Origin of the sequence: Micromonospora sp. NPDC006431, assembly GCF_042870725.1 — a bacterium.
Lineage (GTDB): Bacteria > Actinomycetota > Actinomycetes > Mycobacteriales > Micromonosporaceae > Micromonospora.
The window spans coordinates 157,905-172,117 of sequence record NZ_JBIAHQ010000007.1; the positions used below are offsets into that span (position 1 = coordinate 157,905).

At 71.1% G+C, this 14,213-nt stretch carries 11 protein-coding genes; 2 read left to right on the forward strand and 9 right to left on the reverse strand.

Features of this window, described 5'->3' with window-relative positions; all coding sequences use genetic code 11:
- The first annotated feature begins 77 nt into the window (after positions 1-77).
- A complete protein-coding gene (locus ACFYM6_RS15365) occupies positions 78-1,250 on the forward strand; it encodes an ROK family protein (RefSeq protein ID WP_387275809.1) in 1,173 nt (390 codons plus the stop codon).
- A gap of 54 nt (positions 1,251-1,304) precedes the next feature.
- Here ACFYM6_RS15365 and ACFYM6_RS15370 read toward each other — a convergent pair whose 3' ends face one another.
- Together ACFYM6_RS15370 and ACFYM6_RS15375 are read right to left on the reverse strand one after the other, a co-directional pair.
- Positions 1,305-2,183 carry a serine hydrolase gene (locus ACFYM6_RS15370; protein WP_387275811.1) on the reverse strand — a complete coding sequence of 293 codons (879 nt, stop codon included), beginning with the start codon at positions 2,181-2,183 and terminating at the stop codon, positions 1,305-1,307.
- Between the two features lie 300 nt (positions 2,184-2,483).
- Positions 2,484-3,329 (reverse strand): SGNH/GDSL hydrolase family protein, encoded by an 846-nt coding sequence (locus ACFYM6_RS15375; RefSeq protein WP_387275813.1) that lies wholly within the window; start codon positions 3,327-3,329, stop codon positions 2,484-2,486.
- Positions 3,330-3,666: 337 nt separating this feature from the next.
- Between ACFYM6_RS15375 and ACFYM6_RS15380 the strand changes: the two genes are divergently transcribed.
- Complete coding sequence (locus ACFYM6_RS15380; protein WP_387275815.1) at positions 3,667-5,037, forward strand: DNRLRE domain-containing protein; 1,371 nt, start codon at positions 3,667-3,669, stop codon at positions 5,035-5,037.
- A gap of 287 nt (positions 5,038-5,324) precedes the next feature.
- Here ACFYM6_RS15380 and ACFYM6_RS15385 read toward each other — a convergent pair whose 3' ends face one another.
- The 7 genes from ACFYM6_RS15385 to ACFYM6_RS15415 all read right to left on the reverse strand — a co-directional run bounded on the left by ACFYM6_RS15385 (position 5,325) and on the right by ACFYM6_RS15415 (position 14,031).
- Positions 5,325-7,535, reverse strand: a complete 2,211-nt coding sequence (locus ACFYM6_RS15385; protein ID WP_387275817.1) for a TIM-barrel domain-containing protein — start codon at positions 7,533-7,535, stop codon at positions 5,325-5,327.
- The gene (locus ACFYM6_RS15390; RefSeq protein WP_387275819.1) at positions 7,532-8,647 is read right to left on the reverse strand and encodes a glycoside hydrolase family 15 protein; all 1,116 of its coding nucleotides are present in this window, start codon (positions 8,645-8,647) and stop codon (positions 7,532-7,534) included. Before ACFYM6_RS15390 ends, ACFYM6_RS15385 begins: the two co-directional genes overlap by 4 nt.
- Positions 8,648-8,731: 84 nt before the next feature.
- Entirely contained in the window at positions 8,732-10,012 is a 1,281-nt protein-coding gene (locus ACFYM6_RS15395) for an ABC transporter substrate-binding protein (RefSeq protein ID WP_387275821.1), read from the reverse strand.
- 32 nt (positions 10,013-10,044) lie between these two features.
- Entirely contained in the window at positions 10,045-10,857 is an 813-nt protein-coding gene (locus ACFYM6_RS15400) for a carbohydrate ABC transporter permease (protein WP_387275823.1), read from the reverse strand.
- Positions 10,850-11,800 (reverse strand): carbohydrate ABC transporter permease, encoded by a 951-nt coding sequence (locus ACFYM6_RS15405; protein WP_387275824.1) that lies wholly within the window; start codon positions 11,798-11,800, stop codon positions 10,850-10,852. Before ACFYM6_RS15405 ends, ACFYM6_RS15400 begins: the two co-directional genes overlap by 8 nt.
- Positions 11,797-13,014: an ROK family protein gene (locus tag ACFYM6_RS15410; protein ID WP_387275826.1), complete on the reverse strand. Its 1,218-nt coding sequence runs from the start codon at positions 13,012-13,014 to the stop codon at positions 11,797-11,799. Before ACFYM6_RS15410 ends, ACFYM6_RS15405 begins: the two co-directional genes overlap by 4 nt.
- Before the next feature lie 474 nt (positions 13,015-13,488).
- Positions 13,489-14,031, reverse strand: coding sequence for a 2'-5' RNA ligase family protein (locus ACFYM6_RS15415; RefSeq protein WP_387275828.1), 543 nt, complete (start codon positions 14,029-14,031; stop codon positions 13,489-13,491).
- Positions 14,032-14,213 lie beyond the last annotated feature (182 nt).

Consider the following 14,213-nt stretch of genomic DNA (forward strand, 5'->3'; position numbering starts at 1 on the left):
CGACCGCGTTCAGATGATCAACATCTCGAACCCTCGCGCCGGCCGACGTAACGCGGCCGCTTCGGTTTAATTGGGGGATGAACAATGGGCACAGCGCCGCCCCGACATCGTCCGGCGAGTTGCTTCAGCTGCTGCGCGACGGGCAGGCACGCACCCGAGCCGAGCTGGCCACCGAAACCGGACTGGCCCGGTCGACCGTGCGCCTGCGCCTCGACGCGCTCACGGATGCCGGACTGGTGACCGACTGGGGCAGCGACGCCGTCACCGGCGGTCGGCCCGCCAGCAGGTTCGTGTTCAACGCTCGCGGCCGGGCGGTGCTGGCAGCCGACGTCGGGGCCACCCACGCCACCGCCGCCATCGCCGACCTGACCGGTGAGCCGCTGGCCGTCGAGAGGCTCACCCTGGACATCGCCGACGGGCCCGACGCGGTGCTCAGCCTGCTCATCGACACCTGGCGACGGCTGTGCGCCAACCACGACCCCGCCGCCCCCATCGCCGGCGTCGGCATCGGGCTGCCCGGCCCGGTCGAGCACTCGACCGGCAAGCCGACCCACCCGCCGATCATGCCCGGCTGGAACGGATACGACGTGCCCGCGCGGATCGCAGTCGACTTCGCCGTGCCGGTCCTGGTGGACAACGAGGTCAACCTGATGGCGCTCGGGGAGCACGTCCGCTGCTTTCCGGACGAGGCGCACATGGTCTTCGTCAAGGTCGCGACCGGCATCGGCTCCGGCCTCATCAGCAACGGCCAACTGCACCGCGGCGACGTCGGCGCGGCCGGCGACCTCGGACACATCCTGGCCCCACACGCAGGCGACGTGCAATGCCGCTGCGGCAACAGCGGGTGCCTGGAGGCCGTGGCCAGCGGCCCCGCCATCGCCGCGAAGCTCCGCGCCGCCGGGCTCGACGCGACGAACAACGCCGACGTCGTAGCCCTCGTGCAGGCCGGCAGCCCGATCGCCGGCCAAGCCGTACGGCAGGCCGGCCGGGACATCGGCGAGGTGCTGGCCGCCGGCGTCAGCCTGTTCAACCCGTCGCTGATCGTGATCGGCGGGGCGGTCGCGCAGGCCGGCGAGATGCTGCTGGCGGGCGTCCGGGAGTCGATCTACCGCCGTTCGCTGCCGCTGGCCACCGAGCGCCTGCGCATCGTCACCTCACAGGCCGGCGCGAACGCGGGCGTGGTCGGCGCCGCCGCGATGGTCGTCCAACATGTCCTCTCCCCCACCGTGCTCGACCGCGAGCTGGCCTGATCCACACCGGGCGAGCCCTTACCGGGCCGTGCGGCTGCGCCGAGCCTGGCCGGGTCAGCCGCCGTTGGTCGGCCGGTAGGTACGCGGTCGGCGGGCGGGTGCGGCCGGATTGGTCACCCCACCGACCGCCGTCAGGAACTTCGGGCCCATCGCTGCCCGGGCCTGCACCGCCGGATGGGTGGCGCCGAAGTTGTCGGAATCCGCCTGCCCGTCGGCGAACAGCACGTAGGTCAGCACTGGGGCGCCGGCCGCGTCGAAGACGATCCCCGCCTCGTGGCGGGCGTCGGCGAACCAGCCCGCCTTCGTGGCCACCCGGGCCCGCTCCGCCGAGGACATGGTGCGCCGGATCCCGTCGGTGAAGGCGATCGGGGAACGCAGCAGGTTGATCAGGAAGGTGGTCGAGGCGGGCGAGAGCAGCGTGCCCGCGACCAGCGCCTGCAGCAGATCGTGCGTCTCACGAGCGGTGCTGGTGCCGAGGAAGAACCGGTTCGGGTTGGCGACCGGTTGAACCTGCGTGTGGGGGAACCCCTTGGCGACCAGGATCTGGTTGAGCTCGGCGGCCGGGCAGACCAGCCCACAGAGCCGCACAGCGGTGTCGTCCGAGACCGTCAGCAGCGCGGCGAGCGCATGACCCAGGGTCACCGAGCTGGGATATCCCGTGTCGAGGCCGAAGATGCCGTCACCGCCCGGCACCACGATCGCCGCCGTGACCTCCACCCGCTGGTCCAGGGTGAGCAGGCCCCGATCGACCTTGTCCAGCACCGCCACGGCCACCGCGACCTTGTTGACGCTGTAGGCCTCGACCACCGTGTCGGCGTTCTCCTGCACCGCGACCCGGGGCGCGCCGCCGGCACCGGCGACACTGAGGTAGGAGTACCAGTTTCCGCCGGCCCGGGTCCGCTCCCGCTGGTAGGCCGCCGCCACCTGGTTCACCGGGGATCCGCCTTCTCCGCCGTGCGAAGTGGACGCACCGCGCGACGCCCCCGCGGCCGGGCTCGCCAGCCCGAGTACCGCTCCGGCGGTGGCCACGGTGCCGACGCCCAGCGCGGTCCTACGATTCAACCTGCTCGCCACGCCTCTACTCCCGTCCAACGTGAACCGTCGGCGGCCACCGGCAGATGGCCGGCGCGGGACCGAAAAGTGATCACCGATCCCGCCCGACCACCCTAGGCGAACCTGAGGCGCCGCGCTGCCCTTGGCACCGCGTGCACCGGCCGGCACCGCCGGCGGTGACTACGCCTTGCCGGCGGCCGCCGTCGTGGTGCCGACCATGGCGCTCTTGACCAGCGGGGCGTATCCGCCCGACTGGCCGGTGCGGTTCGGGTGGTACGACTCCGAGATCGGGTTCGACAGGCCGTTGATCCACTCGACGGCGTCGCACACGGCGTGCCCGGTGAAGGCGGCTCGGGGGTCCACGAACGGGAACGAGTGCGCGACCGCCCGGGCCTTGATCGTCTGGTTCAGCAGATCGGCGGTGTCGTTCAGCGCCGCCTGCTCCCCCGGGCTGATCCGGGACAGCGACTGGCAGTCGGTCTCGTTGAACAGGCGCGGATACCCGACGATCACCACGCGGGCGGACGGTGCCTTTGAGCGGATCTTTGTGTAGAGCGCGTCCAGGGTGCCCGGCAGGGTGTTCCGAATGTAGTTGTTGGCGTTGTCGATGTCACCCCAGCAGGTGTACGGCCAAGGCTTGGCGCACTGTGTGATGACGGAGGAGAACCCGGCGTCGTTGCCGCCGACGGTCAGCGTGACGTAGCTGGTCGACGAGCTGAGGCTGCCGAGCTGGTTGTTGGACACGTCGGCGACCTTCGCGCCGGAGCAGGCGGCGAACGTGAGGCTGGCGCCGATCTGATTCGCGTCGAGGACCGGGTACGCGTACGGCGAGCGGGAGCAACTGGTGCCGTCGGAGTAGTACGAGCGGGTGCCGACGCCGGAGGCGTACGAGTCGCCGAGGGCGGTGTAGAGCGGCGCGGCCGCCTGCGCGGGCAACGCCCACAGCACGGCCGGCGCCAGGCCGGCCAGGACGGCGACCGCGAGTGTGACGAGGCGGCTTCTGTGGCGGGGGGCGACGGGTGCCATGCTTCCTCCTCAGCTGCCCACCGGGAGAGCGCATCGACGGATGTCGAAGGCTGGTGGTGATCCAGACTGTCGGCGGCAAGCACTGACACGCGCAAGAGATCGAGCGGAAGTTTCCTTCAATCGAACAAGTGGGCGATGACCACTTGGCACGGAGCCGGAGCCGTCCCTCCCCAACAACGCATCCGGCAAACGCCGGCGGCAGGTCCGGCGCCCCGACGGAAGAGCTAACCCCCGGCATGCTCACCGTTCACCCGGCCGTGCCCCTACCGTTTCGGCGGATCCTTACATTCGTCGATCACTGGTCCCGGGACAGCCGCCCCGGGGAGAAGGGATCACCATGGGTACCCGCCGAATCCGGCTTGCCACGGCCGTCGCAACGATGGCCGCGCTGACCACAGTCACCACCGGGGCGGTGGTGCCCGTGGCCGGCCCGGCAATGGCCGCCACCACCACCTTCACCTCCGTCGCCGACACCTATGTGGACAACAGCGCCACCTCGACCAACTACGGCACGAGGTCGCAGCTCGGCATCGACAACTCGCCGATCAAGCGGATGTTCCTGCGCTTCTCGGTCAACGGCCTGACCGCGCCGGCGAGCAGCGCCCGGCTCCGCATCCACACCGACGACGTGGCAGGTGCCGAGAGCCCCAGCGGCGGCACCTTCAAGGCGATGACCAACACCACCTGGTCGGAGACCGGGGTCACCTGGAACAACCAGCCCGCCATCGACGGGGTGACCCTCGGTTCCCTCGGCAGCGTCGCCCGGAACACGTGGTACGAGGTGGACGTGACCCGGCTGGTCACCGGCAACGGCACCATCAGCATCGGCGTGACCTCGTCGAACAGCGACGGCGCCGACTACGACTCCCGCGAGTCCGGCACCACGGCACCCCAGTTGGTCGTGACCACCGGCACGTCGAGCAGCGACCCGGTGCTGGTGGGCGCGGGCGACATCGCGGATTCCGGCTCGGGAGACACGGCCACCGCCGCCCTGCTGGACAACATCTCCGGAACCGTCTTCACCACCGGCGACAACGTCTACACCAACGGCACGGCAGCCGAGTTCAACACCTACTACGAGCCGACCTGGGGCCGGCACAAGGCCCGCACCCGTCCCTCGCCGGGCAACCACGACTACAACACCGCTGGCGCCACCGGCTACTACGGCTACTTCGACGCCAACGCCGGCCCGTCCGGGCGGGGCTACTACTCCTACGACGTGGGCAACTGGCACGTGGTGTCGCTGAACTCCAACGTCAGCATGTCCGCCGGCTCCGCACAGGAGCAATGGCTGCGGGCGGACCTGACGGCCAGCACGAAGCCGTGCACCCTCGCGTACTGGCACCACCCGCTGTTCACCTCGGGCGCCAACCACGGCCCGTCCACCTCGACCCGGCCGCTCTATCAGGCGCTGTACGACCACAACGCCGACGTCGTGGTGTGGGGTCACAACCACCAGTACGAGCGGTTCGCCCCGCAGAACCCCAGCAGCGGCTTGGACAACGCCCGCGGCATCCGGGCGTTCGTCGCCGGCATGGGCGGCGCCGGCCACTACGGCTTCGGCACCATTCAGCCGAACAGCGAGGCACGCAACAGCGACACGTACGGGGTGCTGAAGTTCACCCTGCACACCAACAGCTACGACTGGGAGTTCGTGCCGGAGGCCGGTAAGAGCTACGCCGACCGGGGCACCAACAACTGCCACTGACAGCCATCCGATCGGTCCGGCGAGGGCGGTCCGCGAAGCGGGGCCGCCCTCGCCGGGCGCCCGCTGCCAGCCCGCCGCGACACACCGGCGTGGGGGGCGCGCGCCGCGGGGGGGCGCCCCCCCCCCCCGCGGGGGGGGGCGCCCCCCCCCGCCCCCGGGGGGGGGGGGGGGGGCGGGGGGGCCCCCCCCGGGGGCCCCCCCGGGGGCCCCCGCGCCCCCCCCCCCCCCACCCCCGGGGGGGCGGGCCGCGCCCGGGGGCCCGCCACGCCAGCGACCGGCGGTTCAGGTCACCCCGGCAGGCGCCGGTAGACGGGGATCTCGTCGATCGGCACGCTCCGGTGCACCTCGACCGGGCCCACGTGCCGCTCGCCGGTGAAGAAGTCCTCCCACTCCCCCGTTGGCAGCCACACCGGCCAGGTCGTCACGCCCGGCTCGGTGACCGGTGACACCAGCAGATCGTCGCCGAGCTGCCACTGCTGCGGCCAGTTCCACACCCGCTCGTCGCCGGGGTGATCGAAGAACAGTGGCCGCATCAGCGGCTTGCCGGTCCGTACCGACCGTTCCGCCTGCTCCACCAGATACGGCACGAGGTCCTCGCGCAGCCGGGCGAAGCGTCGGAACACCTCCAGCACGCGCGGCTCGCCGGTCCGCTCGGCGATGTTCCACGGCGTGCGGTCCACCGACGGCTCGCGGTGGTGGTTGAACTCCGAGTGGTACTGCATCAGCGGGGCGAAACACGCGGCCGCGGCCGAGCGCAGGTAGAGCTCGGCGTCGGGAACCTCGCCGGAGAAGCCGGCCAGGTCCCAACCCCAGAAGTAGATGCCACCGACACCGGCGGTCAGCCCGGCGGTGATCGACGCCCGATAGGCCTCCCAGGTGGAGTCCTCGTCACCCGCCCAGTGCGCCGGTGCCGCGGCCGACCCGGTGAAGCCGGCCCGGCTGAAGGTCACCCCGTCGACCCCAGCCGAACGCATCAGCTCGTGGTAGGCGGCCGCATAGCGCACCGGGAACAGGTTGTTCGCCTCGTCGCCCCGCGACCCGTCGAAATATCGCAGGTCATGCCCCCAGGGGTGCTCGCCGCCGTCGGTTTTGAAGCCGTCGACGCCGAGATCCTCGACCAGGTAGCGACGCTTGTCCAGCCACCACTGCCGCGCCTGCGGGTTGGTCCAGTCGGGCAGCAGCGCGCCGGGGAACCACCAGCCGCGGTTGCGGTGCGGCGAGCCGTCGGCGTCGCGGACGGCGTACCCACGCTCCGCCAGGGTTGCCAGGTCGGCGGCGATCTGACCGTCGTCACCCCGATCGGTCGGGATCAGCGGGATCTGCCACAGCAGCACCTTCACCCCGGCCTCGTGCAGCTCGTCGATCATCGCCTTCGGGTCGGGCCAGGCGCCGTCGGACGGGAACTCGAAGTCCGCGAGGCGGTGCGGTGCGCCGTCCGGGTGCACGCGGTAGCGGGCGTCGCGGAAGGCGACGAAGGTCGCCTCGTCGCTCCATGCCTCGATGACGATCGCGCCGACGGGAATGTCCTCGGCGAGGCTGCGGCGTACCTCGGCCAGCACTCGGGCCTGGGTGTTCCACTCGTTACCGCTCATCCACGGCCGGAACACCCAGGACGGCGGCACGGTGGGCTGCCCGGTCTCGCCGAGGAACTGCCGGACCACCACCGCCGGCTCTCCCGTGTAGAACCGTAGTGGCAGCGCGGGGTCCGCGGGGTCGATCTCGGCCTCGACGATGATGCGGTCCGGCTGGCTGGCGCCGACGTCGTACCAGGTCCGCCGGCTGGTCACCACGTGGAAGCCCCAGCCGGTGTCCCCGCCGGTGACCACGGCGAACGGCATCGGCAGGTAGGTGCGGTGACCTTGCCGCTTGTACTGCTCGAAGACAGTCGCGTCGAGCACCTGGCCGCGCTGGTCGAGCGCGTGGTAGCGCTCGCCGAAGCCGACGACGTGCTCGGCCGCCGCGAGCCGCAGCGCGAAGCGCACGCGGTGGGGCCCGTCGCTGCCGGCCAGCCATTCGACGCTGTCGGGGTCGAGGGCGTCCACGGCGTCGGGGTCGCGCAGTTCGAGGCGTCCGCCGTCGCGCCGCCAGGCCAGCGGCCGTACCGGGAACGGGCCGGTCCGGACGTCGCCGCCCGCGCCGGTGTGGCCGACGACGGTGTACGTGTCGTCGGCGTCGGCCGTCACCCGGGCGATCCAGGCCGTGCGGCCGCCGGTGTCCGGGGCCGCGGTGGCCGCCGCCGCCAGGTGGCCGACGGAGCCGGCGGCGGGCGCGGCCGGTGCGCCGAAGTCGAGGGTCACGGTGGCGGGGTCGACCCGGTCGGCGCTCACCCGGTTGCCGTCGCCGAACTCGACGTCGACGGCGGTCACCTCCGGGGCGGCGAGTACCCGGATCTCGTACTCCTCGCCCCGCAGCGGGTGCAGCGGGACGCGCTGGTCGAGGTCGTGGCGGTAGGGGTGGCCGGTGCCCGCCGGACGGTGGCTGATCGGTGGAGCGGTCACAGTCCGACCTCCAGGGCGAGCGTGACGAACATGGCGTGCGACCACAGCAGGGGCGTGGCGACGGGGCCCCAGCGGTCGGTCCACTCGGCGATGTACTCGGGTCGTTGGGTGTTGCCGCTGACCTGCTCGGGCAGGTGCCCCTCGATGGTGGCCTGCGCGGCGATCCAGTCCAGCCGGCGCATTGCCTCCTCCGTACGGCCGGTGCGTGCCTCGTGCCAGCCCAGCCAGGCGGTGAGGATCAGCCATTCCCCGCCGCCGTAGAAGGTGTCACCGAGGTAGCGGTAGACGCCGCCGCGCAGCAGCTGCTGGCGTACCTGGTCATAGGTGTGCTCGGCGACCGGACCGCGCGGGTCGACCACCTCGAAGGGGGTGAGGCAGGCCAGCAGGCTGCCGTCGACGGCGGTGCCGCCGAGCCACTTGGTGAGGTGCCCGTCCGCGACTCCTTCGCTGGTGACGAGCGCCTCGAGCGCCGTGACGCGGTCGGCGGCGGCGCGGGCGCGGGCGGCGTCGAGCACCGGGTCGCCGTGCTCGTCACGAGCCTCGGCTGCGGCCCGCAGGCCGGCCAGTACCGCGCCGACGGTGGCGACGTGGCGGTGTGTGGCGTGCTCCTCCCACCAGTCGTAGCAGGGACGGTCCCCGAACGCGACCAGGTAGTCCACCGTGGACTCGATCGCCGGTCGGTACGCGGCGAGTGGGCGGGCGTGCCGCGTCGCGTGCGTCGCCAGGACCCACAGCCAGGTGCCGTAGCCGTCGAGTTGGAAGTTCCACCAGGGCTCGTCGCCGTCACCGCCGTCGAGGGTGTAGCGGGTCGGCAGCATCTCGTCGGCGGGGATCTGCTCGCCGCCGGTGGCCCGGGCGACCAGGTCGGCGATCCGGTCGGCCCGGGCGTCGATCACGGTGGCGCACCAGCGCAGGAACCGGTCGGCGCTGTCGGCCCGGCCGGCGCGGCTCATCGCGTCGGCGATGAACGCGCCGTCCCGCAGCCAGCTGTACCGGTAGACGGGGTAGTCGGGGCTGGCCGGGTACGCGCCGGATGGATGCTGGTGGGCTTCGATGAGGGTGAGGCTGGACTCGACCAGGGTACGCAGGTCGGACCGTGCGGCGGTCGGCACGGGAGGCTCCTTGAGGAAACGTCGGTATGGTACGTGCGGGGGTGCGGCCGAGCGCGGAACGGCCGCACCCCCGTTTACGGTCACCTACTTGATGAGGGCGCTGACGGCGGCTGCCGCCTCGTCGAGGGCCTGCTGCGGGGTGGCCTGCCCGGAGGCGGCCTTCTCCAGCGCCTTGGTGACCGTGTCCTGCATCTTCGCCTGCTGAGCGTCGAGGACCGGCGGCAGCGCGATGTTCTCGAGCGCGTCGAAAACGGCCTTACGGTTGGCCGGCGGAGTCTTGGTGAGGTAGCTGTCGAACGCGGCCTGGTCGTTGACCGCGGGCAGCTCCCAGTTGGACGCGAGCCGGGTCTCCACCGCCTTCTGCGAGGAGCCGAGGAACCTCGCCCACTTCCAGGCGGCGGTGCCCTTCTTCGTCTTGGCGGACACCGCGGTGGCGTTCATGAACACCGCGTTGGCCTTCCGGGCGTTACCCGGCTCGGTGACGATGTCGAAGTCCAGGCCGGCGGTGCCGGCGAGCCCGGAGATCTGCCAGATCCCGTTGTGCCACATGGCGAGCTTGCCCGACTTGAACAACGCGGTGTCGTAGTCGGCCTTGCCGCCGATCTCAGCGACCGTCGGCTGCACCGTACCGGGCTTGCTGAGCAGCCACTGGGCCGCCTCCAGGCCCTTGGCGTCGTTGAACGTCGCCTTCTTGCCGTCCTCCGACACGAAGGATCCGCCGTTCTGGGCGAGCGCCTTGTAGAACTCGTGGAAGGTGACCGGCTGGTAGTCGCCGTAGATTCCCTTGCTCTTGTCGGTCAGCTTCTGTGCCGCGGCCCGCTCGTCGACCCAGGTCCAGTCCGGCGTCGGGTAGGCGACGCCGGCCGCGTCAAAGAGCTTCTTGTTGTAGAACAGCACCACGTCGGAGAACGTCGACGGCACCGCGTAGAGCTTGCCCTTGAACTGGAACGCCTCAAGCGCCTTCGGGTAGAGCCGGTTCGCGTCGTAGTCCTTGTCGGCCTTGGCCCGCTCGTCGAGCGGCAGCAGCGCGCCCGCGCGGGCGTACGTCACGAAGTTCTCGTAGTTGAGTTCGAACGTGTCCGGCGCCGTGCCGCCGGCGATCGCCGTCTGCAGCTTCGTGAAGTAGTCGTCGTACGCGGCGGTCTGCACCTGGACGGTGATGCCGGGGTTCTGCTTCTCGAACTCGGCCTTGATCGCGTCGAGATCCTTCAGATGGTCGGGGGCGGCCGAGAAGGTGAAGTAGGTGACCGTGCCGGTGGCGCCGTCGTCGGCTCCACCGGACGCGTCCTGCCCGCAGGCGGCGAGCAGGGTCGCCGTGGCGAGGGCCCCGGCGGCAGCCGCCACAAGCCGTCTTCTCGTGGTCATCGGGTATCTCCTTCGGGGGGTGGGGGTGATGGCTAGGACTTGATTCCGGTGAAGGTGATGCCGCGTACGACGTAGCGCTGGGCGAAGACGTACAGGGCGAGGATCGGCAGGACGGACAGGCTGGAGCCGGCCATCACCACGTTCCACGCGGTGCTGTAGCGGCCCTGGAGCAACGACAGCCCGACCGGCAGGGTCATGTGCGCCTCGGTCTGCGCGATGACCAGCGGCCAGAGGAAGGCGTTCCAGCTGGACATGAAGGCGAAGACGGCGAACGTGGCCAGCGCCGGGGCCACCAACGGCAGCAGCACCTGGGCGAAGACCCGTAGGTGGCCGGCCCCGTCGACGTACGCCGCCTCGTCCAGTTCCTTGGGCAGCGCCAGGAATGCCTGCCGGAGCATGAACACGCCGAAGCTGGAGACCGCCGTGGGCAGCAGCAGTCCGGCGTAGCTGTCGACCAGCCCGAGGTGACGCATCTCGATGAACAGCGGGACGATGATCACCTGCATCGGGATCATCATGGTGGCCAGGTAGAGCGCGAACACCGCGTTGCTGCCCGGGAAGCGCAGCCGGCTGAACGCGTACCCGGCGGTGGCGCTGGTGACCAGTTGCAGCAGGGTGGACACGACGGCGACGCCGACGCTGTTGGCGGCGAAGCGCCAGAACGGGAAGGCGTCGCCCAGCCGGTGGTACGCCTCGACGGTGGGCGGATCGGGCAGCAGGGGCGCGTCGACCCGGGCGAGCTGCGGGTCACCGGTGAGCGAGGTGACCAGCATCCAGGCGAACGGCCCGAGCATCGCCACCGCGCCGAGGGTCAGCGCGAGGTAGCGCAGGATCTTCCTACTCATAGTGCACCCACCTGCGTTGCAGTCGGAGCTGGACCAGGGTGACCAGGAGGATCACCGCGAAGAGCACCATGCTCATCGCGGAGGCGTAGCCGACCCGCCCGTACGAGAACGCGTAGTTGACGATCTGCTCGACCACGACGCTGGACGCGCCACCCGGGCCGCCCTCCGTCATCACCCACACCTGGTCGAAGACCTGGAAGCCGTTGATGAGGCTGATCACGGTCACGAAGAACAGCGACGGGGAGAGCAGCGGCAGGGTGACGCTGCGCAGCCTGCGCCACCAGCCGGCACCGTCGAGGGCGGCGGCCTCCAGCAGGTCACGCGGGATGGCCTGCAGGCCGGCCAGCAGGATCACCGCGACGAAGCCGACGTCCTTCCAGACGGAGGCGAGCACCACGGACGGCATCGCCCAGTCCGGGTCGGTCCACCACCCGGGTCCGGCCACGCCGACCGCGCCGAGGATCCGGTTGACCAGCCCGTCGGCCGGGTTGAGCAACCACTTCCACAGCAGCGACACCGCCACCCAACTGCTGATCACGGGCAGGAAGAAGACGGCCCGGTAGAGGGTCATCGCGGGCAGCTTCGCGTCGAGCAGCAGCGCCACCGCGAGCCCGCAGACCAGCACCAGGGGCAGGTAGCCGGCCAGGTAGGCCAGGGTGTGACCGAGCGCGGCGTGGAACTCGGCGTCGCCCAGCAGTTCGGTGTAGTTGTCCAGGCCGACGAAAGTCGGTACGCCGATCAGGTTCCAGTCCTGCAGGCTCACCCAGGCGGTGCCGGCCATCGGGCCGATCCAGAACCCGAGCAGCAGCACCAGGCTGGGGGCGAGAAAGCCTGCCGCCGCGGCCATGTTCCGCACCCGGCGGCCGGTGGTGCGGCGGCGGTAGCGCCTCCCCGCGTCGCGGGGTGCCGGTCGGGTGGTCGCGGCGGCGGGCGGCGCGGTCATTGGGACACCTCGGCACCGGGGAACGCGGCGAGCCGGGCCCGGATCGCGTCGCCCTGCGCCTCGGCGTTCAGCGTGAACGGTGCCCGGAGCACCAACGCGGCCGCGCCCAGCGCCCACTTCGCGTCGTCCCACGGGTCGACGTGGACGCTGACCCCGTCGGCCATCGGCGGGAACATGCCCGCGCGCAGGGCGGTGAGGAATCCCTCGGCCAGGTGCGTCCAGGCCAGCGTCCCCTCACCGCTGACCAGCACCGCCTGCGGGTCGAGCACGGTGGCCAACCCGGCCGCGACGGCGCCGAGGCGCTCGCCCGCGGCGCGGTAGACGGCTCGGGCCGTCGGGTCGCCGCGGTCCGCCGCCGCCCGGAGGTCGGCCGATCCGGCGTCCGGGCCGACGGCACCCAGCTTCCGTGCCTCGGCGAGCAGGGCCGCGTCACACACGTACGTTTCCAGGCAGCCGCGCTTGCCGCAGTGGCAAGGCGGCCCGTCGGGGTCGATCGGCAGGTGCCCGAGCTCACCCGCGGCGCCGTGCCCACCCCGGCGCAGGTCGCCGCCCAGGACGACGGCCCCACCGACGCCCTGCCCGAGGGTGATGGTCAGAAAGTCCTCATACGGCCGGCCGAGCCCGTAGAGGTGCTCGTAGGCCGCCAGGGTGTTGACGTCGTTGTCGACCAGCACCGGCGCGTTGAGCAGCCGGCTGAGATAGTCGCGCAGGGGCATGTGCCGCCAGCCGAGCAGTGGCGCCTCGACCAGGCCGGTGCGGCTGTCGACGAAGCCGGGAACACCGAGCCCGACGCCGAGCAGCGGTGGATGACCGGCCGCGGCGACGTGCGGCGCGAGCAGCTCGGACAGGGCGTCGAAGGGGTTGACGGCGCTCTCGTCGAACGGTGCCGCGAAGGTGTCCAGGACAGTGCCGTCGAGGTCGGCGCGTACCCCGGTGAGCCGACCGGCGGCGACCTTGACGCCGATCGCGTGTGCGGCCGGGCCCACCACGGCGAGGAGCTCGCTCGGCCGTCCGCCGCGCGGCATGCCGTCGTCGACCTTGTGGATGACGCCCGCCTCGATCAGGGAGCGGGTGACCGCCGTGACGGTCGGTGGGCTGAGGCCCAGCCGCCGGGCGATGTCAGCACGCGAGATCGGCCCGTGTCGCCCGATCAGGGCCAGCACGGCGACCCGGTTGACGTCTCGCAGGCGGGGACCTGAGGTCGCAGCCGTCACGGCACACTTCCTTCCGAAGCCAAATTCGATGGCTGAAGAAAGTCTCGGAAGATAGGGCCGACGTGTCAATCCCCAACCGGGGCCAAAGTTGCGACACCACCCGCCGTCCGGCCGAACCGGTCCGAACGGATTCGACCGAAATGCCGGACACCCCTCAGGGGATGCCCCGACAAACGACTTGAATACCCCAAAAAGACCTGTCGCCCCGGGAGGTGGCGGTGATGGTCACGGCCACCGCCGCTGCCCGTAGCGACGCCTACAGTGCGCTGGCGTGGGGATCCAGACTGGCCAAACTCAGCGACGAGACCACCGCCACTCCGCCCTCGGTTCGCAGATCCAGTCCCCACCGGTCGGAGCCGCGGACTGTGGCGCTTCAGGCGCCGTCCGGCCACCCGCCGACGCGTTCGGCGACGGCTCCCCGAAGGTTGGCCTCGTCCCACCGCGCCCGGGCCGAGCGGCGGCATGCGAGGACCTTCAACTCCTGCCTGGCTCGGCCAAGGGGAAGGTGGTATGTCTGGTCCAGGTGCCGCTGTCATCGATCTGAGCCATGAGCGACACCTTCCGGGCAAGTCCCCGGAGTGGCAGATGCTGCTCGATAGCCCGTTCTGCAGCTTGCATGTCCGCCAGGTCGCAGCCATCAGCCACCGTCAGGTGCGGAACGACGTCGTCAAACTGCCCCTCGTACGGCGGGAAAGCCGGGAAGGCCGCATGCACGAGCTTGGTGAGCATCCGGAACGGCTGGGAATCCTCCGGCGCGAGCCACAGGACCTCGTCGCCAAACCATGCGGTGCGGGTCAACCGGAAGTCGAACGCGGCCGTGCCGGCGAAGATCCCTTGCAGCTCAGCTACGACCATCGCGTCGATCTGAGCTGGCGGCACAAACGGAAACAGCACGGTGATGTGCGCCGGGACTCCTAACCTGGCGCTGGCGTCGAGGACATCACGGTGGCACCCCACTGCCGCTTCGGCCTCCGGGACCTCGAGCACCAGGGCACTTCGACGCAACATCGCCCCCATGGCGCAATCCTAGATCTCGTCACGCGGATCCTGCGACCGTTGACCGGTGACGGCGGGAGGGGCGGATGGAGAGGTCAGGCAAGTCGCTCTCGGCGCTGCTCGTCGGGCCGGCCAGCCGTAGCCAGCAGGACCGAGCGATGGTCGTACGTGGCTTGCAGGTGCTCCCGGGCACGCACACACGG

Excerpts from the sequence above, each read along its gene's own strand:
- ACFYM6_RS15365 (WP_387275809.1), top strand. The coding sequence starts at position 78 with ATGAACAATGGGCACAGCGCCGCCCCGACATCGTCCGGCGAGTTGCTT.
- ACFYM6_RS15375 (WP_387275813.1), bottom strand. The coding sequence starts at position 3,329 with ATGGCACCCGTCGCCCCCCGCCACAGAAGCCGCCTCGTCACACTCGCG.
- ACFYM6_RS15380 (WP_387275815.1), top strand. The coding sequence starts at position 3,667 with ATGGGTACCCGCCGAATCCGGCTTGCCACGGCCGTCGCAACGATGGCC.
- ACFYM6_RS15395 (WP_387275821.1), bottom strand. The coding sequence starts at position 10,012 with ATGACCACGAGAAGACGGCTTGTGGCGGCTGCCGCCGGGGCCCTCGCC.
- ACFYM6_RS15400 (WP_387275823.1), bottom strand. The coding sequence starts at position 10,857 with ATGAGTAGGAAGATCCTGCGCTACCTCGCGCTGACCCTCGGCGCGGTG.
- ACFYM6_RS15405 (WP_387275824.1), bottom strand. The coding sequence starts at position 11,800 with ATGACCGCGCCGCCCGCCGCCGCGACCACCCGACCGGCACCCCGCGAC.
- ACFYM6_RS15415 (WP_387275828.1), bottom strand. The coding sequence starts at position 14,031 with ATGGGGGCGATGTTGCGTCGAAGTGCCCTGGTGCTCGAGGTCCCGGAG.